The 17,974-nt window shown below is 54.6% G+C and carries 22 protein-coding genes; 11 read left to right on the forward strand and 11 right to left on the reverse strand.

Features of this window, described 5'->3' with window-relative positions; genetic code table 11:
• Positions 1-125: 125 nt before the first annotated feature.
• A complete protein-coding gene (gene trhO, locus JGC47_RS07040; RefSeq protein WP_004157047.1) occupies positions 126-1,178 on the forward strand; it encodes an oxygen-dependent tRNA uridine(34) hydroxylase TrhO in 1,053 nt (350 codons plus the stop codon).
• Between the two features lie 50 nt (positions 1,179-1,228).
• On the opposite strand, the gene JGC47_RS07045 is transcribed toward trhO, so the two are convergent.
• From JGC47_RS07045 to grxB, 8 genes are all read right to left on the reverse strand, one after another.
• Positions 1,229-1,804 carry a YceI family protein gene (locus JGC47_RS07045; RefSeq protein WP_004157048.1) on the reverse strand — a complete coding sequence of 192 codons (576 nt, stop codon included), beginning with the start codon at positions 1,802-1,804 and terminating at the stop codon, positions 1,229-1,231.
• A gap of 20 nt (positions 1,805-1,824) precedes the next feature.
• Complete coding sequence (locus JGC47_RS07050) at positions 1,825-2,379, reverse strand: cytochrome b (RefSeq protein WP_004157049.1); 555 nt, start codon at positions 2,377-2,379, stop codon at positions 1,825-1,827.
• A gap of 794 nt (positions 2,380-3,173) precedes the next feature.
• Positions 3,174-4,298 (reverse strand): N-methyl-L-tryptophan oxidase, encoded by a 1,125-nt coding sequence (solA, locus tag JGC47_RS07055; protein WP_004157052.1) that lies wholly within the window; start codon positions 4,296-4,298, stop codon positions 3,174-3,176.
• Between the two features lie 105 nt (positions 4,299-4,403).
• Positions 4,404-4,658, reverse strand: coding sequence for a biofilm formation regulator BssS (gene bssS, locus JGC47_RS07060; RefSeq protein ID WP_004157053.1), 255 nt, complete (start codon positions 4,656-4,658; stop codon positions 4,404-4,406).
• Between the two features lie 522 nt (positions 4,659-5,180).
• Positions 5,181-5,426, reverse strand: coding sequence for a DNA damage-inducible protein I (gene dinI, locus JGC47_RS07065; protein WP_004157055.1), 246 nt, complete (start codon positions 5,424-5,426; stop codon positions 5,181-5,183).
• A gap of 76 nt (positions 5,427-5,502) precedes the next feature.
• Positions 5,503-6,555 (reverse strand): dihydroorotase, encoded by a 1,053-nt coding sequence (gene pyrC, locus JGC47_RS07070; RefSeq protein WP_004157056.1) that lies wholly within the window; start codon positions 6,553-6,555, stop codon positions 5,503-5,505.
• 113 nt (positions 6,556-6,668) lie between these two features.
• Positions 6,669-7,232, reverse strand: coding sequence for a lipoprotein (locus JGC47_RS07075; RefSeq protein ID WP_013035987.1), 564 nt, complete (start codon positions 7,230-7,232; stop codon positions 6,669-6,671).
• A gap of 141 nt (positions 7,233-7,373) precedes the next feature.
• Entirely contained in the window at positions 7,374-8,021 is a 648-nt protein-coding gene (grxB, locus tag JGC47_RS07080) for a glutaredoxin 2 (RefSeq protein ID WP_004157058.1), read from the reverse strand.
• Between the two features lie 281 nt (positions 8,022-8,302).
• On the opposite strand from grxB, the gene rimJ reads away from it, so the two are divergent.
• From rimJ to murJ, 3 genes are all read left to right on the forward strand, one after another.
• Complete coding sequence (rimJ, locus tag JGC47_RS07085; RefSeq protein ID WP_004157059.1) at positions 8,303-8,896, forward strand: ribosomal protein S5-alanine N-acetyltransferase; 594 nt, start codon at positions 8,303-8,305, stop codon at positions 8,894-8,896.
• The gene (locus JGC47_RS07090) at positions 8,865-9,059 is read left to right on the forward strand and encodes a hypothetical protein (RefSeq protein ID WP_004157060.1); all 195 of its coding nucleotides are present in this window, start codon (positions 8,865-8,867) and stop codon (positions 9,057-9,059) included. The genes rimJ and JGC47_RS07090 overlap by 32 nt, the downstream gene beginning before the upstream one ends.
• 537 nt (positions 9,060-9,596) lie before the next feature.
• Complete coding sequence (gene murJ, locus JGC47_RS07095) at positions 9,597-11,135, forward strand: murein biosynthesis integral membrane protein MurJ (protein WP_004157062.1); 1,539 nt, start codon at positions 9,597-9,599, stop codon at positions 11,133-11,135.
• A 57-nt stretch (positions 11,136-11,192) separates the two neighbouring features.
• Here the strand turns inward: murJ and flgN are convergent, their stop codons facing one another.
• The 3 genes from flgN to flgA all read right to left on the reverse strand — a co-directional run bounded on the left by flgN (position 11,193) and on the right by flgA (position 12,704).
• Positions 11,193-11,624, reverse strand: a complete 432-nt coding sequence (flgN, locus tag JGC47_RS07100; RefSeq protein WP_004157063.1) for a flagellar export chaperone FlgN — start codon at positions 11,622-11,624, stop codon at positions 11,193-11,195.
• A gap of 4 nt (positions 11,625-11,628) precedes the next feature.
• A complete protein-coding gene (gene flgM / locus JGC47_RS07105) occupies positions 11,629-11,928 on the reverse strand; it encodes a flagellar biosynthesis anti-sigma factor FlgM (protein WP_004157064.1) in 300 nt (99 codons plus the stop codon).
• Positions 11,929-12,035: 107 nt separating this feature from the next.
• Positions 12,036-12,704, reverse strand: a complete 669-nt coding sequence (gene flgA / locus JGC47_RS07110; RefSeq protein WP_004157065.1) for a flagellar basal body P-ring formation chaperone FlgA — start codon at positions 12,702-12,704, stop codon at positions 12,036-12,038.
• Between the two features lie 154 nt (positions 12,705-12,858).
• Between flgA and flgB the strand changes: the two genes are divergently transcribed.
• From flgB to JGC47_RS07145, 7 genes are all read left to right on the forward strand, one after another.
• Positions 12,859-13,272, forward strand: a complete 414-nt coding sequence (flgB, locus tag JGC47_RS07115; protein WP_004157066.1) for a flagellar basal body rod protein FlgB — start codon at positions 12,859-12,861, stop codon at positions 13,270-13,272.
• 3 nt (positions 13,273-13,275) lie between these two features.
• The gene (gene flgC / locus JGC47_RS07120; RefSeq protein ID WP_004157067.1) at positions 13,276-13,680 is read left to right on the forward strand and encodes a flagellar basal body rod protein FlgC; all 405 of its coding nucleotides are present in this window, start codon (positions 13,276-13,278) and stop codon (positions 13,678-13,680) included.
• Between the two features lie 11 nt (positions 13,681-13,691).
• Positions 13,692-14,363 carry a flagellar hook assembly protein FlgD gene (gene flgD / locus JGC47_RS07125; protein ID WP_004157068.1) on the forward strand — a complete coding sequence of 224 codons (672 nt, stop codon included), beginning with the start codon at positions 13,692-13,694 and terminating at the stop codon, positions 14,361-14,363.
• A 30-nt stretch (positions 14,364-14,393) separates the two neighbouring features.
• On the forward strand, positions 14,394-15,602 hold the full coding sequence (flgE, locus tag JGC47_RS07130) for a flagellar hook protein FlgE (protein WP_004157070.1): 1,209 nt from the start codon (positions 14,394-14,396) through the stop codon (positions 15,600-15,602).
• Between the two features lie 21 nt (positions 15,603-15,623).
• Positions 15,624-16,379: a flagellar basal body rod protein FlgF gene (locus tag JGC47_RS07135; RefSeq protein WP_004157071.1), complete on the forward strand. Its 756-nt coding sequence runs from the start codon at positions 15,624-15,626 to the stop codon at positions 16,377-16,379.
• Positions 16,380-16,394: 15 nt separating this feature from the next.
• Positions 16,395-17,177, forward strand: coding sequence for a flagellar basal-body rod protein FlgG (flgG, locus tag JGC47_RS07140; RefSeq protein WP_004157072.1), 783 nt, complete (start codon positions 16,395-16,397; stop codon positions 17,175-17,177).
• An 89-nt stretch (positions 17,178-17,266) separates the two neighbouring features.
• Positions 17,267-17,968 carry a flagellar basal body L-ring protein FlgH gene (locus JGC47_RS07145; RefSeq protein WP_004157073.1) on the forward strand — a complete coding sequence of 234 codons (702 nt, stop codon included), beginning with the start codon at positions 17,267-17,269 and terminating at the stop codon, positions 17,966-17,968.
• Positions 17,969-17,974 lie beyond the last annotated feature (6 nt).

Below are 17,974 nucleotides of genomic sequence, written 5' to 3' on the forward strand. Positions count from 1 at the left end.
AAGTTAAATTTATCTGCTGATAAAACTGCATCCGCGATATAGACATACTGAGGACAGGGCACGTTAACTGATGTATTATAGCCGCGCAAAAAAATTTACCCTATTTGAATTCAGGAAAGTACACCATGCCAGTGTTACATAACCTTGTTTCCAATGAAGAGCTTAAGGCGCGCATGCTTGCGGAAACTGAGCCGCGCACCACGGTTTCTTTCTATAAATATTTCACTATCGAAGATCCGCGCGCCTTTCGGGATGCCCTCTATATTGAGCTTACGCGGCTGAATGTTTTTGGCCGTGTTTATGTGGCGGCAGAAGGGATTAACGCCCAGATCAGCGTACCGGCAAGCCATTACCAGCAGATGAAAAGCCGCCTGTATGGTTTTCATCCGGCGCTGGACAATCTGCGTATGAACATTGCGCTGGATGATGATGGTAAGTCCTTCTGGGTACTGCGTTTGAAAGTGCGCGAGCGTATTGTTGCGGACGGGATCACCGATGAGAGCTTCGATGCCAGCAATGTAGGCGCCTACCTGAAAGCGGCTGAAGTGAATGCCATGCTTGACGATCCCGAAGCGGTTTTTGTCGACATGCGTAACCACTATGAATATGAAGTGGGGCATTTTGACAATGCGCTGGAAATCCCCGCCGACACCTTCCGCGATCAGCTGCCGATGGCGGTTGATATGTTGCAGCAGGATAAAGATAAAAAAATCGTTATGTACTGCACCGGCGGCATCCGCTGTGAAAAAGCCAGCGCCTGGATGCGTCACAACGGATTTGACCATGTTTACCATATCGAAGGCGGCATTATTGAATATGCCCGCCGTGCTCGCGAGCAGGGCTTGCCGGTGCGCTTTAAAGGTAAGAACTTTGTTTTTGACGAGCGGATGGGCGAGCGTATTTCCGACGACGTGATTGCACATTGTCATCAGTGCGGTGAACGCTGTGACAACCACGTTAACTGTCTGAATGACGGCTGCCATCTGCTGTTTATTCAGTGCCCGGCCTGTGCTACGAAGTTCAAACACTGCTGTAGCCCGCTGTGCATGGAGGAACTGGCATTACCGCCAGAAGAGCAGCGCGCCCGACGGGCGGGACGTGAGAATGGGAACAAAGTTTTCAACAAATCGCGTGGCCTGCTGAGTACAACGATGCATATTCCTTCTGCGGAAGAGTAACGCGCTATCTCGCCGGGCTGTTTCCCGGCGAGACGATCCACGGCTGGCCTTTACTGCCGCACCCCTTCAAGTGAAATAATCAGGTCCACTTCCTGCGAAGCCGGGCCTAAATCCGTTTTGATGTTAAACTCTTTCAGCGCAATCGTGCCTTTTGCCTCAAAGCCAGCGCGGTAGCCACCCCACGGGTCTTTGCCCTCGCCAATCAGTTTCGCCGCAAGTTTCACCGGTTTAGTCACGCCGTTCAGCGTCAGATTACCGTTAACGGTTAACCCGTCCCCCTCCTTCAGCACGCCGGTTGAAACATAGGTCGCCTGTGGGAATTTGGCGGCGTTGAGGAACTCGGCGCTGCGCAGATGCTTATCACGTTCCGCGTGGTTGGTGTCCACGCTGGCGGTGTTAATCGTGACGTTTACCTTATCTTTCGCGGTGTCAGCTTCATCAAACGTAAACCCACCATCGAAATCCTTAAAGCTGCCGTACAGCCAGCTATAACCGAGATGCTTGATACGGAACTGGACAAAGGCATGCTGTCCTTCCTTATCAATTTTATACTCGGCTGCGCTGGCGGTTGCTGCCGTCATAAATAGCGCGGCGGTTGTCAGGCCCAGAATCGTTTTCTTCGGCATTACTTTCTCCTTACGAGAGGTTAGTCGATGCGGGTTCCCAGCATCCTTTTCAACGTGATGTCGCGATCGATAAAATGGTGCTTGAGGGCGGCCAGCCCGTGCAGCGCGGAAAGGATCACCACGCTCCATGCCAGCCAGAGATGGACATCGCCGGCCAGGTCGGCCTGTTCGCCCATCCCGCTAAACAGGGCGGGCACCGGCAGTACGCCAAATACATCCACCGGTTTGCCCTCTGCCGTAGAGATCAGGTATCCGCTAATCATAATGGCGAACAGCAGCCCGTACAGCAGCAGATGGGCTGCAATCGCGCTGTGACGCACCAGCGGACTGTAACTGGCAAGCGGTTTGGGCGGGGGAGAAAGGAAACGCCATATCACGCGCAGCAGCATGACAGCGAACAGCACCATGCCGATACTTTTGTGCAGCTCGGGCGCTTTGTGATACCACTCATCATAATAACCCTGAGTGACCATCCACAGCCCAAGAGCAAACATGGCATATACCGCCAGCGCTACCAGCCAGTGCAGACTGATACTGAGTGCGCCATAACGTGAAACGCTATTTTTCCACTGCATCCTGTTACCCGCCTGTCATAATTTTAAATAAGACTGACTATTACTTACTGCAAAATCAACAAATAAATCTGCAGCTTTGGGTATTTATTGTCACCTTGAAATATTTTGAACAATTTGATGTCTTTTGAGCAGAAAATCAGAAAGTAGTTCAGCCTTTAATGCTGCTCAGTGTTTACCGGTATGGGGGAGTGCACGGTGCAAGGGGTATTATCATTTTCTGATTTTTTGCATACTTAACTCACGAATGTCAGTTTTCAGCGCTGATTTGTCAACGTAATGAATCGGATATCGTTATGAAAATTTATGCTTTTCAGCAATGTGGCCGCGCTCGTGGCGCGAAAACTTCGCCAGCGATGATTTTTCACGCTTAAATAGCGTGGCAGGCCATGTTTTCGGTGAATACTGTGGATAACTTCTACAGTTGCGCTGTCTTGCCTGCATTGATATAGGTAAATAACCACCGTAACAAAAGTTCCCTTTGATCACTCGTCAGTTAGCTGCGCCAGCGCTTAACTCAACCCTCGTTCGCAATTATTCACGGCGACGAAAGCGATAAGGCTGCTTATATGCCAGCGAATTATCCGATGGGCGCCGGGGTTATCACCGTTTTCACCCGGGGTAAACGGCGCGTAAACCGCTGCATGGGGCAACCCCATCGGTTGGCAGCCGTGCACCAGCGCATCGGCTGCTGAACAAGCTGCACAGGTGCCGTAAGAAAGCGGCTTTGGCGGCTGACTGGATATGACCTTCGAGGCACAATGGCTCAGAAAATGAGCTATTGTGCCTGCAGCAGGTCAGGCATCGGGCCCAAAGCGCGACAGCGAAAACGGCGTTAAATCAAATTCGCTTTGTTTCCCCTGGGCAAACTGCGCTGCTATCTCCCCCAGCACGCTGGCGAATTTAAAACCGTGGCCGCTCAACCCGCTGATCACCATGCGGTCAGGTTCATCCGGTAAGGTATCGATAATAAAATCACCATCCGGTGAGTTATCGTAGGTGCAGGACTCGCCCCGCAGACAAACTCCCACGCCCGGCAGAAACTGGCGCATAAAAGTAAACAGTTCGCTGCCATCGGACGCCACGCGGCCGAAGGGTTTACGTTCGGCGGGCGAATCAATCGGCTGGCCGCCCTGATGCTTGCCCATCTTGATGGCGTTGTTATCGGCGGGGAATCCGTAATAGTGGTTGCCGTCCGGCATCTGCACGGCAAATGCCGGGAATTTATTGTTTTCACTGTAGCGGCCGTCCGCCTGGTGCCAGGCAAACACTTTGCGCATCGGGGCGATGGGTAGCCGCGGGCAAAGCGTTTTCACCCAGCTACCGGTGCTAAGCAATAGCTTGCGCGCCTGATAAACGCCGTCTGCCGTGGTCACGGTCTGCAGGCCGTTCTGTGTTTCGATGCGGGTTACCGGGCAGTTAAACAGCTGTGCGCAGCCAGCCTCTTGTGCCAGACGGATCCAGCTTTTTACCGCGATTTCTGCCTTCAGATAGCCGGCGGTGGGTTCAAACACGCCGGTGTAGCCTTCTGGTACTGCAAACTGCGGCCAGCGCTGCATGATCCCGGCTTCATTAAGGGTTTGCACCTCCAGATGGAATTGCTCCGCAGTGCTTATCACATTGTGAATAAATTCTGAGTCGTGCGGCGCAAGGTTGAGCACGCCGCTGCACTGCATGACGCGTTCACCGCTCTCCTGTTCCAGCTGGAGCCAAAGCTGCCGGGCGCGCAGCAGCATCGGCACATAGCGAGCGCCCTCGCCGTACGCGTAGCGTATGAGTCGGCTTTCACCAAGATGGCTGCCTTCACGGTGCGGCGGATGGTGTGCGTCGGTCATCAGCACTTTCAGCCCTGCCTGAGTGGCATACCATCCGGCAGCGGCGCCCACGGAGCCGCTGCCTGCCACAATTAAATCGTAAACCATCGATATCAGCCTTAGTTATGCCTGCAATTCAGGCAGAATACCAAATTATTACGGGCATGAAAAAGGCACCTTAATCAGGTGCCCTGGAGAAAGCGGATCGGTTGATTAATGCTTCTTGTAGTCGCGATCCAGGTAGCCGGTCGCTTCTATTTTGGCAATGCCAGCTTCGAGAATAGAGATAAATTGCCTGGCAACATCGGTAGTCAGCCAGTAAGTCTGGCCCACTTCGGCTTCATCAGCCTGCTGTTGGTCAGAAGACAGCGAATGCAAACGGATCATCATGGCATCATAACTGTCTACGGTACTGATATCCCACCCGATGAGGGGATGTGTCTGGATGACATCTTTGTTACTGTCCATTATAACCCCCTTATTACTCGTGAATGATGACAACGAAGTGATTATTATCGAGGTTCAATGCGGCTTTTTTTTCCTGGAGCCAACTGATTATAACAGCAGTTCTATTAGCGCGCAGGGTTTAACGTCTGGCGCGGCATTGATCGGCTGCATTTGGCGCAAATAAAACATCAGCAGGGAAGCGATCATCCCCTAATGACAAATAACGTCATTACAACAGGTATTACTATCAGATTAAACTGATAAACCAGCGATGCGGTTTCACCCGTTACCGTTGGGAATCAGTGGGTAAGGGCGATCCAGTCAGGCAAACCGGGCTGCTTGTCCTGATTGAACCGCAATTATTTCAGTGTCACTGCCGTTGCTGAATCATTGACAGGATTCGTCAAGTCTGCCGGATAACCTTCAGAACCCGTCAACAATTTATTTCTGCCGGGTCAACGGTAGGGTTTTAGTAACAAAATGACATAAAAAAGCCGGAAGGCGTTCCCGGCAAAAATGACACAATTTTTAACAGGTTAACCTTTAATCTGCCGTAAACCAGTCGTCTGCACTCTCCCAGGTTTCCTGTAAAATATCGGTAATCTGGTCCTTTGCTTCTTTTCCTCCCCCCATTACCGTCAGGTTATTGGCGCTGGCGTAACGTACCGAAATGGTATTACTGCCATCGGGGAAATGTTTATCAATACGTTTGGTTAGCTCCTGCGTCAGCGCATCGATAGCGCCGGCAGGCAGGGCAGTGGTTTTTGCTACAGTGACTTCAATACGCATGACAGCCTCCGGTTTAATAACTGTAAATATATACAGTTATTGCTGCGGTGGCAATCACTATTACCACGTCAAACGGTTAAGCGCTCACCCGCCAGTTCAGCGTTTCACCGGCAAGGAACGGCACCACGCTATGGCCATCACTACCCACCGCAATGCTTGCCGGCACCGTCCACGGCTGACGCAGCAGCGTCACCTCACCTTCATTGAGCGGCAGCCCGTAGAAGCGCGGGCCGTTTTCAGAGCAAAAGGCAGAGAAATGCCCCAGTGCACCAATTTCTTCAAATACCGTGGCGTAGGCGGCCAGCATCGACGGAGCGTTAAATACGCCAGCGCAGCCGCAGCTGGCTTCCTTACGATCCCGGCTATGCGGCGCGGAGTCGGTACCGAGGAAGAAGCGTGGATGACCGCTGGCAACGGCATCACGCAGCGCCTGCTGGTGAACATTCCGTTTGAGGATCGGCAGGCAATAGAGATGCGGGCGAATACCGCCAACCAGCATATGATTACGGTTAAACATCAAATGCTGTGGCGTAATGGTGGCCGCAAGGTATGAATTCCCTTCCAGCACGTAAGCCGCCGCTTCCCTGGTGGTAATATGCTCGCAAACGACCTTCAGCTGTGGGAATTGCTTACGCAGCGGGTGCAGCACGGTTTCAATAAAACGTGCTTCACGGTCAAAAATGTCAATTTGCGCGTCGGTCACTTCACCGTGAATTAACAGCGGCATGCCGATTTTCTGCATCCGGTCCAGTACCGCAGTAATTGAAGCAATGCGGGTGACGCCGTGGGCAGAGTTAGTGGTGGCGTGCGCCGGATAGAGTTTGGCCGCGGTAAACACGCCTTCTGCAAAGCCGGTTTCAATTTCATTCGGGTTCAGACCATCGGTCAGGTAACAGGTCATCAGCGGGGTGAAAGCGTGGGCGGCAGGCACGGCTGTGAGGATCCGTTCGCGGTAGGCGCGGGCGGCGGCGACACTGCTGACTGGCGGTAGCAGATTGGGCATCACAATGGCGCGGCCGCAAATCTCACTGGTAAACGGGACTACCGCCGCCAGCATTTCTCCGTCACGCAGATGGATATGCCAGTCGTCAGGGCGGCGTATAGTCAGTTGCTGGGGGTGATCGGTCATATCATGTGCTCCGGCATTAAGGGTAAGCAGGTTTCAGCCGGGGTCTAAGAATAGGGATAAAGCGCCGGCATTGCATCAAATTTATGCGCGGGTCAAGCCGGACCCGGCGATGTTCACTCGGTAAACGGAATGACTAATTCACCCGGCTTAACTTCCAGTCCTTTGGCAAAGCGTTTTGCCAGCGACTCGGCTTTACTGCGGTCGCTGCTCAGCACCCAGGCGGGCTTCTGGTTAAAGTAACTTTTCAGCGATTGATTCAGGTAGGGCGTCAGGGTTTTCAGCACGCCCTGCATTTTTACGGGCTGTACCTGAATATCGGTCAGTTCCATATCCTTCAGATAGATAGCGCCTTCCTGCTGATTGAATACCGGTTGGGCTTTCATGGTCAGGTTCATTTCAGCCTGCTGCGGGCCGAAAAGTGAGCTGATGCTGACGTCAGCCTTGCCGGTCAAGGTTACCCGGTCAGGCTCTTCGCGACCAATCTGGCTGTGCAGATTGTGCAGGGTGATATGCGCCTCTGCCAGCCCGGCAACGCCGATATTTTTCTCATAGCGATGATGCTTTGCCAGCGCCTGGTTAATTTCCTGTTCACTGATGCTGTATTGGGCAATCTGATTACAACCGCTGACCACTAACGCTAACAATAAAGCGCTGGTGGAAAAAATTGTTTTCTTCACGGTATTCCTCTGTTTCATTTCACCGCTCAATCCTGACGGCACAAGCCCATAGCATGCACCACCGCCAGGCATTCGTCACCAGGACAATGCCGGATCGCAGAGAGGGGAAGAGCGGGGCCGCCGGGAGACGGCCCGTGGAGGTCAGGAAGCAACAGAGGAAAGCAGGTTGATTTGCGTCTGTTTTGCCATGTTATCGCGGTAATCGGCCACCCGTGAAGGATAGTCAATCCCGGCAACCAGCGACAGCGAACGCAGCAGTGGGAACAGGTGAATATCGTCAGGCGAAAGTTCACCGTTAACCGCATTGGGTTGTACGATCAGCTTGTCGAGTTTGCGCAGGTCATCGTTGACGTTTTTGATCAAACCGGGTGAATGTTCCTTCAGTTCGGCAAAATCACCGTAAACCGCCTGCTTTTTGTCTTTGAAATAGCCACGGGCTTGTGGAGTGGCGAACTCGGCAAATGGCGCTTCTGCCACGCGGGGGATCAACAGTTTGTTGACATAACCACCGATGTGGCGCAGCCAGTCGGCAATCGCCGCGTTGCGACCGCCGGTCAGCAGCGGCTGGTGGTCCAGGGCATCAACGTAATCAACGATATCAAGGCTTTCCGCCATACAGCTGCCGTCGTCTTTCATTAAAATGGGTGCCATTTTCTGACCAATCATGCGCTGAGGCGTGGCTTCATCGTCATTCAACATCACCACCAGCTCCACCGGAATATTTTTCAGGCCAAAAATCATACGAGCTTTAACGCAAAATGGGCAATGTTCATAGATATAGAGTTTCAACGTGCTCTCCTTTTACCCTTACGTTTGCAAGGGGATGTTGCTGATTAATCGTCTTAATATCATTGATAAGTATGGAGGCCTACGGGCAAAAGGGCAAACGACGGGGCGAAGCGATGGCGCGTTTTGCCATATCAAGCTGCTTTTCGTGCAATATTACCGCTGCGCATTTCACCCTTCAACGGCATGGCGTTTATAGTGATACAGGCGGAATGATGCGCAGATAAACGCCGGTCAGTTCCAGCGCATAACATTGATACCCGTTACCAATTTCAGGAGAAAAAATGTTTGGCTATCTTACCCATGCGCCAAAAGTGCGGTTGACTACCGATCGCCTGGTGGTGCGTTTGATAAATGAGCGTGATGACTGGCGGATGGCTGACTACTACGCCGAAAATCGTGCTTTTCTAAAGCCCTGGGAACCGCTGCGTGACGACAGCCACTGTTATCCGTCGGGATGGCAGGCGCGTCTGGCGTTGATCGGTGATATGCACAAGCAGGGTAACGCGTGCTATTTCGCCGTGATGGATCCACAGGAAAATGAAGTGCGCGGCGTGGCAAATTTTAGCAATATCGTGCGCGGCTCGTTTCACGCCTGCTATCTCGGCTATTCGTTGGGTGAGAAATGGCAGGGCCAGGGAATGATGTTTGAAGCGCTGCAAAGCGCCATTCGCTATATGCAGCGCCAGCAGCGGATGCACCGTATCATGGCCAACTATATGCCACATAATCAGCGCAGCGGAGCGCTACTGGCTCGCCTCGGTTTTGAAAAGGAGGGGTATGCCAAAAATTATTTACTGATTGACGGGCGCTGGCAGGATCATGTTCTGACGGCGTTGACCTGTAATGAATGGACGCCGGAGCGGCGCCGGGCGTAACACCACACTGTTAAAGCATGGGGCGCAAACGCCGGTTGAGCAACGCATACGCAGCGCAGCAGATAACGCCGGCGAGCCGCAAGGGTGCGTGACGCAACCGGAGCAGCGGGTGGCGGTGCGGTATCGGCAGATTACCCGGCTGCTGAACAACGCGGAGGCGTAATGAGCGCATTGCTGGCCGGTATTATTGGAAGCTGCCTTTTGCAGGGCACGTTTCTCTGCATTCATCCAGCGTCAACGGATGACGATCTCAGGATGATCGTGGTCGATCCATAAACGGATCTGGGTATGGGCTTGAACCTGTCTGTACGAGCATTGCCTTGTGAGAGTAGATTTCGCCACCGTCACTGCGTTGTGAGCCGGTATGCCATATCGTCACTTTTCCCGATCGGGCGCTTCCCTACGGCGAGGTCATCCCCTGAGAGTGGGTTACCTCACAAAATGGCTTTCCCGACGAGGCTTCGGCAGTGAAGCTACTCAGTGATGACGGGCGTAACGGAAGCACGACTTACCGTTGTCCGTGAGGGGTTAACCCACGCTAACAGAGGCTTGCATACACCCCCCCGGGCAAAAGGTGTATCAATCGACAGTGGTTATTTCGTTCCATATCAGTAGACTATCCCCACCTTGAGCTGGCCGGGCGAAACTGGCCAGAGATTGCCGCAAGCCGGAAATCCCGGATATCAGAATCAGGAAACACATGAACCTGCTTAAATCACTGGCAGCGGTCAGCTCCATGACCCTGTTTTCGCGCGTGCTGGGCTTTGCCCGCGACGCGATTGTGGCGCGCGTATTTGGTGCCGGCATGGCGACCGATGCCTTTTTCGTGGCCTTCAAACTGCCCAACCTGCTGCGACGTATCTTTGCTGAAGGCGCTTTCTCCCAGGCATTTGTACCGATCCTCGCCGAATACAAAAGCAAGCAGGGAGAAGAAGCGACGAAAGTCTTTGTCGCCTATGTTTCCGGGCTGCTGACGCTGATACTGGCGATTGTCACGGTGCTGGGGATGCTCGCCGCGCCCTGGGTGATCACCCTCACCGCGCCCGGCTTTACCGATACCGCAGACAAGTTTGCGCTGACCTCGGCGCTGCTGCGCGTGACGTTTCCCTACATCCTGCTGATTTCATTAGCATCACTGGCAGGAGCCATCCTCAACACCTGGAACCGTTTTTCCGTGCCGGCGTTCGCGCCAACGTTGCTGAATATCAGCATGATCGGCTTCGCGCTGTTTGCCGCACCGCATTTCCATCCACCGGTGATGGCGCTTGCCTGGGCGGTGGTGGCGGGTGGCGTGCTGCAGCTGGGCTATCAGCTGCCGCATTTGAAGAAGATTGGCCTGCTGGTGCTGCCGCGCCTGAATCTGCGTGATGCCGGCGTGTGGCGCGTAATGCGTCAGATGGGGCCAGCCATTCTTGGCGTTTCGGTTAGTCAGATCTCCCTGATCATCAATACGATTTTCGCCTCTTTTCTGGTATCCGGCTCGGTATCCTGGATGTATTATGCCGATCGGCTGATGGAGTTTCCTTCCGGGGTGCTGGGGGTGGCGCTCGGCACCATCCTGCTGCCGTCGCTGGCAAAAAGTTTTGCCAGCGGTAACCAGATTGAGTATTCGCGTCTGATGGACTGGGGGCTGCGTCTCTGCTTCCTGCTGGCGCTGCCAAGCGCGGTGGCGCTGGGGATCCTGGCTAAGCCGCTCACCGTTGCCCTGTTTCAGTACGGCAAGTTCTCCGCCTTTGACGCGGCGATGACCCAACGTGCGCTGGTGGCCTATTCGGTCGGTTTGATGGGGCTGATCGTAGTGAAGGTGCTGGCACCGGGCTTCTATTCGCGCCAGGACATCATAACTCCGGTGAAAATCGCCATGTTTACGCTGCTGGCCACCCAGGTGATGAACCTGGCGTTTATTGGCCCGCTGAAACACGCCGGGCTGTCGTTATCCATCGGGCTGGCAGCCTGTCTTAACGCCGCGCTGCTGTACTGGCAGCTGCGCAAGCAGGACATCTTCCAGCCGCAGCCGGGCTGGTTGAGCTTCATGCTGCGGCTGCTGGTTGCCGTGCTGGCGATGGCCGCCGCGCTGGTGGGCATGCTTTATCTGATGCCGGACTGGGCGAACGGAAATATGCTGTCGCGGCTGCTGCGACTGGCTGCGGTGTGCGCCGTCGGCGGCGGCGTCTATTTTGCCGTGCTGGGCTTATCAGGCTTCCGCCCGCGCGACTTTGCCCGCCGTGGGCAAATCTGAACGGAAAAACCCCGCTGCCGGCAGCGGGGTGAAGTGATACAACAGATCGGCTTAGAATCAGGCTTTACGGCTAACCGATCTGGAGCTTATCGCCTGGCCATCCGGGCCATAAAATTTTTGCGAGTGATACGGTTTCAGTACCTGCAACGCCTGCTCGTTATGGTTGATTTGATGATTGAGCAGCATCCCGTTGTGCGTGTTGGTATCGCGCAGCTTCAAGGTGGTGGCCTGAATTGCCGTCCAGCGCTGCATCAATTCAGGATGGCGGCTGTAAGGCTCGTACAGTCCGGCGTTCTTTTCCGCATCCCGGCGCATCTGGTCGAGGAAGCTTAGCGTTGCCAGCAGCGAACTTTTATCTTCGGTAATGCGCTGTAATAAGCTGCTATTGATCTGGCCCGCCGCAAGCTGTTCTTGCTCGGTATTCATGACCCCAGCCAGCGAAGAAAGCACTTCCAGCACCTTATCGAGCGCATTCTGCAGCTTTTCCATGATGTTAATGACCTTGCAATGTTTCTTTGGCTTGCTGGATCAGGGCATCGGCAATTTTACCGCTGTCCATCTTCAGTTCACCATTGCGAATGGCGGTTTTAAGCTCTTCCACGCGAACGGTGTTGACGTCCTGTGAACTGGCTTTCGATAACTGGGACTGTGCACCGCTTAACAGCACCTGGGTGCCGCTGGCGACAGAGGGTTTGCTCTCGGCCGAACGCGCTTTTAGAGGGGCCGTGTCCTGGGTTTCACGCTGTTGAACGCTGCTGGCCGGTTTCATGGGCTGAGTTCTGTCGATGCTCATTTTGGGTTCCTCTGATTCAGGCATTCGCTATGCCTGCTGTTCGTTATTCTGATTATATTATGAGTGCTAATTCCACTATCGGCAGAACTGGCACGTTCTTTAGCGTTTTATAGCGATATCAGAATATTCCCATCAGCATCGATCTTACCGGTTACGATTTGTCCTGAATTCATTCGTACTCTCACCGACTGCATAGCGGCGGCATTATTCATCGCTTTACCTTCACTGTGGATGGTAAAACCCTCACCGCTGGCGTAAACAGTAACCGCCTGACCTGCCTTCACGCGCCACGGCTGGCGCATCATCATCATCGTAACTGGCTGGCCCGGCATGATAGCGCGTAGGACGATAGCCCCCGTGGCGTCATCGCTATTTAACAGCGTACGGGCAGGCAGGGCGTCCAGCCGTCCGTGCTCAATGCGCACATCGCTGGCGCTGATCGCCTCTCCCTGTGACAGCTGGCGGTTGGCGACCAGATAGCTACCCGTCACCTGCAGCTGAACCTGAATATAGCGCCGGTTTTGCTCACAGTTGGCCGCCACGCTGATATAGCCCCACATGCGGCTGTTAGCCGGCAGCAGGAATTGCGGGTTGTCACAGGCTGGCCACATGCTTTTTGCCGTTTTTACCACCACCTTGAGGTTATCGGTACTCGCGCCGTTTTGTTGATAGCGGCTTTTAAAAAACTGACTCAGCTGCGCGGTTAAATCACCGGCGCTGGCCGTGGCGCTAAGCAGAGAGAGCAGGGCAGCCAGCAGCAGGGCATATCTAGCCATCACCAATACCTGTTAATCATCATGGCACCAATTCTAACCGTATGCGCGCCGGGTCAAGGCGCAAATTAGCAACGGTTTTTAGCGCTATTCGAGCGATAGGCTTTTCACGCGAAGATTATGCTGTCAGCTCTGAATTTTAACTTGCGGAGGACGCATGCTCGACAAACTGGACGCAGCACTGAGGTTTAACACCGAAGCCCTGAATCTGCGTGCACAACGGCAGGAAATCCTGGCATCCAACATCGCTAATGCCGACACGCCGGGTTATCAGGCACGTGATATCGATTTCGCCAGCCAGTTAACTAAAGCGGTTGAACACGGGCGCGCGCAGGGTTCCGCAATGTCGTTGGCGGTGACGTCGGCACGCCATATTCCTGCAGAAACGCAACGGCCTCCTTCGATGGATCTGATGTATCGCATCCCCGATCAGCCTTCATTAGACGGCAACACGGTAGATATGGATCGGGAACGTACAGAATTCGCCGACAACAGCCTGAGATATCAAACGGATTTGACCCTCATCAGTAGTCAAATCAAGGGCATGATGTCGGCCCTACAGGGGCAATAAATAATGGCACTTACCAGTATTTTCGATATCGCCGGATCGGCGATGGCGGCACAGTCGCAGCGTCTTAACGTCAGCGCCAGTAATCTGGCCAATGCTGACAGCGCTACCGGGCCGGATGGCCAGCCTTACGTGGCGAAGCAGGTGGTGTTCCAAACCAACGCCGCGCCCGGGTCTCCGACCGGTGGCGTGAGAGTGGCAGAGGTGATAGACGATCCGACTCCGGCAAAACTGGTGTATGAGCCAGGTAATCCGATGGCCGATGCCAGGGGTTACATCAAAATGCCGAACGTGGATGTGGTCGCAGAAACGGTGAACAGCATGTCGGCCTCGCGCAGTTATCAGGCCAACGTTGAGGTGTTAAACACCGTGAAACAGATGATGATGAAAACCTTAACGATGGGTCAATAGGGAACTTTCCGATGAGTATTGCCGTAGGTGTAAATGAAAAACAGGCGGCCACCACGCTGAAGTCGTCTTCCTCCTCTTCTGACTCGTCAGCGGCGGATCTCCAGAATAACTTTCTGACGTTGCTGGTGACCCAGCTGAAAAATCAGGATCCCACTAACCCGATGGATAACGCGCAGCTGACGACACAGCTGGCACAAATCAACACCCTGAGCGGCGTTGAGAAGCTGAATACCACGCTGGGTTCCATTTCCGGCCAGATCACCAGCGGTCAGTCGTTACAGGCTTCCACGCTCATCGGTCATGGTGTGATGGTGAACGGTACACAGATTTTAGCAGGCAGCAGTACCACCACGCCGTTTGGCGTAGAGCTGGCGCAGGCCAGCACCAGCACCACTGCGACGATCACCGATGCCAGCGGCAAAGTGGTGGAAACCATCGACCTCGGGGCGCAAACCGCCGGCGTACATACCTTCCAGTGGAACGGTAAGGCCAGCGACGGCACCACCGCTGCCGATGGTAAATACACCGTTGCCATCAGCGCCAGCAACGGCAGCGGACAGCTGGTAGCGCAGCCGCTCAGCTACGCCCTTGTCAGCGGCGTAAGCAGCAACTCTGGCGGGGCAGTGCTGGACCTGGGCACCATGGGGACCACCACCCTGGAAAAAGTTCGTCAGATCATTTAATCCACTAATTTATCTTTCAGGAGTGACTACATGGGCTTTTCACAAGCGGTAAGCGGTTTAAACGCCGCATCCAGCAATCTCGACGTTATCGGTAACAACATTTCCAACTCCGCCACGGCAGGCTTTAAATCCAGCACCGTAGCTTTTGCCGACATGTTTGCCGGTTCTAAAGTCGGCCTGGGGACAAAAGTCGCATCGGTTGTGCAGGACTTTAACGACGGTACCACGACCAATACCAGCCGCGGGCTTGATGTTGCTATCAGTTCAGCGGGCTTCTTTCGTATGGCCGATGCCAACGGCGGGGTTTTCTACAGCCGTAACGGCCAGTTTACCCTCGACCAGAATCGCAACATCGTTAACATGCAGGGCCTGCATTTGACCGGTTACCCGGCAACCGGAACCCCGCCAGCCGTGCAGACCGGGGCGAATCCGGTGGCGCTTAGCGTGCCAGCTACGGCGATGACGGCGAAAGCCACCACCACCGCCGCGATAACCGCCAACCTCAACTCCACGGATGCGGTTAAGAATTACGCTAATTTAAATATAAACGATACAACAACTTACAACGCCAAGTCCTCGATGACTACCTTCGACTCGCTGGGCAACGCGCACACCGTTAACCTCTATTTCGTTAAAACTGCCGATAACAACTGGACGGTCCATCCGGTGGATGCCTCTACGGGTACCGCCGGCGCTGATACCAACCTGGTGTTTAACGCCAATGGTCAACTTGTCACGCCAAATAATGGACAGGTGAGCTTCACCATGGGCCAGCTGAACGGTTCCAACGGGCCAACCACGCTGAATGTCAACCTGACCGGTAGCCAGCAGCAAAACAACGGTAAAAGCACCTTCGGCAACCCGACGCAGGACGGCTATAAGCCTGGCGAACTGACCAGTTATCAGATCAACGATGACGGTACGCTGGTCGGAACCTACTCCAATGAGCAGACCCAGCTGCTTGGTCAAATCGTGCTGTCCAATTTTGCCAACCCGGAAGGTCTTAAGTCAGAAGGCGATAACGTGTGGTCATCGACCGCAGCTTCGGGCCAGGCGTTGAGCGGCATCGCCGGTACCGGCAACCTCGGCACGCTGACCGCCGGCGCGCTGGAGTCATCCAATGTCGATCTGAGCAAAGAACTGGTCAATATGATCGTTGCACAACGTAACTATCAGTCCAACGCTCAGACCATCAAAACACAGGATCAGATCCTGAACACGCTGGTCAACTTGCGTTAATTCGTTTAACAGGATCGTCTTATGGATCACGCGATATATACCGCCATGGGGGCGGCCAGTCAGACCCTCGATCAGCAGGCGGTAACGGCCAGCAACCTGGCCAATGCCTCGACGCCCGGCTTTCGTGCACAGCTTAACGCCGCCCGCGCGGTGCCGGTTGAGGGGCTTTCGTTGCCAACCCGTACGCTGGTGACCGCCTCCACGCCAGGGGCGGATATGAGCCAGGGGGCGCTGGATTACACCGAACGTGCGCTGGACGTGGCAATGCAGGGTGACGGCTGGCTGGCGGTGCAGACCGCAGACGGCAGCGAGGCCTACACCCGCAACGGCAATATGCAGGTCAGTCCGACCGGGCAGCTTAGCGTACAGGGCAATGCGGTGATGGGCGATGGCGGGCCAATTGCTATTCCGCAAGGCGCGCAGATCACCATCGCTGCTGACGGCTCAATAACCGCGCTAAATCCCGGCGATGCGCCGAACGCCACTGTCCAGCTGGGCAAACTGAAACTGGTCAAAGCCGTGGGTAACGAACTGACGCGCGGTGATGACGGTATGTTTCGCGTTTCTGCCAGCGCTCAGGCGCAGCGCGGTGCCACGCTGCCGCTTGACCCGACGATGAAAGTGATGCCCGGCGTATTGGAAGGCAGTAACGTCAAAGCCACGCAAACCATGGTCGATATGATCGCCAATGCCCGCCGCTTCGAAATGCAGATGAAAGTCATTTCCAGCGTCGACGAAAACGAACAAAAAGCCAACCAGCTGCTGTCAATCGGCTGATCGGAGGAGTAAAGCATGATCCGTTCTCTATGGATTGCCAAGACGGGCCTTGACGCCCAGCAGACAAATATGGACGTTATCGCCAACAACCTGGCCAACGTCAGTACCAACGGCTTCAAGCGCCAGCGTGCGGTATTTGAAGATCTGATGTACCAGACGATGCGGCAGCCGGGGGCGCAGTCATCCGAACAAACCACGCTGCCTTCGGGCTTGCAGATCGGTACCGGTACGCGGCCCGTTGCCACAGAGCGGCTGCATAACCAGGGCAACCTGTCGCAGACCGACTCATCAAAAGACGTAGCCATCAATGGCCAGGGCTTCTTTTCGGTGCAGATGCCGGACGGCACCACTGCCTATACCCGCGATGGCTCTTTCCAGACCGATCAAAACGGCCAGCTGGTGACTAACGCCGGTTTTCCGGTGCAGCCGGCCATTGTTATCCCGGCTAACTCCCTGAGCATGACCGTGAGCCGTGACGGCGTGGTCAGTGTAACGCAACAGGGCCAGGCCAATCCGGTACAGGTCGGCCAGCTGACGCTCAGCACCTTTATGAACGATGCCGGGCTGTCGAGCATGGGGGAAAACCTGTACCAGGAAACGCAAGCTTCCGGCGTGCCCAATGAAAGTAACCCCGGCAATAACGGGGCCGGTACGCTGTATCAGGGCTATGTGGAAACCTCCAACGTTAACGTAGCGGAAGAGTTGGTAAGCATGATCCAGACTCAACGCGCCTATGAAATTAACAGTAAGGCTATCAGTACATCCGACCAGATGCTGGCCAAGCTGACGCAGATTTAATCTGGCAACAGACGGGTTACCCGTCACGGGCGCCGGGCATCTTCACCCGGCCCGATGATACATATTTACCTAATGAAAGGCTTATTTTCATGGCACGGCAGATCTCATTGTCTGGACGTTGGTTAGTCGCCACCTTGCTGCTGACGCTCAACGGTTGTGCGTTAGTTCCCCGCAAGCCACTGGTTGAAGGTTCGACAACGGCTCAGCCGCTGCCTGCTTCACCCGCCATGGTCAACGGCTCCATTTTTCAGGGGGTGATGCCGATGAACTATGGCTACCAGCCGCTGTTTGAGGATCGGCGTCCGCGCAATATTGGCGACACATTAACCATCACGCTGCAGGAAAATGTCAGCGCCAGCAAGAGCTCTTCTGCTAATGCCGGGCGCGACGGCAGCGCCGAATTCGGCCTGACCGCTACGCCGCGTGCGCTGGTGGGCCTGCTCGGTGGCGATAAAGCCAACCTTGGCGGAAGCGGTAAAAATGATTTTGAAGGCAAAGGTGGCGCGACCGCCAAAAATACCTTCACCGGCACGATCACCGTCACCGTCAATCAAGTGCTGCCTAACGGCAACCTGAACGTGGTCGGTGAAAAGCAGATTGAAATTAATCAGGGAACTGAGTTTATTCGCTTCTCTGGCGTTGTTAACCCACGCACGATTAGCGCCAGTAACAGCGTTGTTTCAAGCCAGGTGGCAGATGCGCGTATTGAATACGTCGGGAACGGCTATATCAACGAAGCACAAACCATGGGCTGGCTGCAGCGGTTCTTCCTGAACATATCACCGATGTAAGAGGCT

The organism is Erwinia amylovora (assembly GCF_017161565.1).
Classification (GTDB): domain Bacteria; phylum Pseudomonadota; class Gammaproteobacteria; order Enterobacterales; family Enterobacteriaceae; genus Erwinia; species Erwinia amylovora.

Bases quoted from the DNA above. Each gene is read 5' to 3' on its own strand.
- murJ (WP_004157062.1), top strand. From the start codon at position 9,597: ATGAACCTGCTTAAATCACTGGCAGCGGTCAGCTCCATGACCCTGTTT.
- bssS (WP_004157053.1), bottom strand. From the start codon at position 4,658: ATGGACAGTAACAAAGATGTCATCCAGACACATCCCCTCATCGGGTGG.
- JGC47_RS07045 (WP_004157048.1), bottom strand. From the start codon at position 1,804: ATGCCGAAGAAAACGATTCTGGGCCTGACAACCGCCGCGCTATTTATG.
- rimJ (WP_004157059.1), top strand. From the start codon at position 8,303: ATGTTTGGCTATCTTACCCATGCGCCAAAAGTGCGGTTGACTACCGAT.
- solA (WP_004157052.1), bottom strand. From the start codon at position 4,298: ATGGTTTACGATTTAATTGTGGCAGGCAGCGGCTCCGTGGGCGCCGCT.
- flgE (WP_004157070.1), top strand. From the start codon at position 14,394: ATGGGCTTTTCACAAGCGGTAAGCGGTTTAAACGCCGCATCCAGCAAT.
- pyrC (WP_004157056.1), bottom strand. From the start codon at position 6,555: ATGACCGATCACCCCCAGCAACTGACTATACGCCGCCCTGACGACTGG.
- flgM (WP_004157064.1), bottom strand. From the start codon at position 11,928: ATGAGCATCGACAGAACTCAGCCCATGAAACCGGCCAGCAGCGTTCAA.
- flgD (WP_004157068.1), top strand. From the start codon at position 13,692: ATGAGTATTGCCGTAGGTGTAAATGAAAAACAGGCGGCCACCACGCTG.
- JGC47_RS07050 (WP_004157049.1), bottom strand. From the start codon at position 2,379: ATGCAGTGGAAAAATAGCGTTTCACGTTATGGCGCACTCAGTATCAGT.
- flgG (WP_004157072.1), top strand. From the start codon at position 16,395: ATGATCCGTTCTCTATGGATTGCCAAGACGGGCCTTGACGCCCAGCAG.
- dinI (WP_004157055.1), bottom strand. From the start codon at position 5,426: ATGCGTATTGAAGTCACTGTAGCAAAAACCACTGCCCTGCCTGCCGGC.
- flgN (WP_004157063.1), bottom strand. From the start codon at position 11,624: ATGGAAAAGCTGCAGAATGCGCTCGATAAGGTGCTGGAAGTGCTTTCT.
- JGC47_RS07135 (WP_004157071.1), top strand. From the start codon at position 15,624: ATGGATCACGCGATATATACCGCCATGGGGGCGGCCAGTCAGACCCTC.
- trhO (WP_004157047.1), top strand. From the start codon at position 126: ATGCCAGTGTTACATAACCTTGTTTCCAATGAAGAGCTTAAGGCGCGC.
- flgC (WP_004157067.1), top strand. From the start codon at position 13,276: ATGGCACTTACCAGTATTTTCGATATCGCCGGATCGGCGATGGCGGCA.
- JGC47_RS07090 (WP_004157060.1), top strand. From the start codon at position 8,865: ATGAATGGACGCCGGAGCGGCGCCGGGCGTAACACCACACTGTTAAAG.
- JGC47_RS07145 (WP_004157073.1), top strand. From the start codon at position 17,267: ATGGCACGGCAGATCTCATTGTCTGGACGTTGGTTAGTCGCCACCTTG.
- flgB (WP_004157066.1), top strand. From the start codon at position 12,859: ATGCTCGACAAACTGGACGCAGCACTGAGGTTTAACACCGAAGCCCTG.
- flgA (WP_004157065.1), bottom strand. From the start codon at position 12,704: ATGGCTAGATATGCCCTGCTGCTGGCTGCCCTGCTCTCTCTGCTTAGC.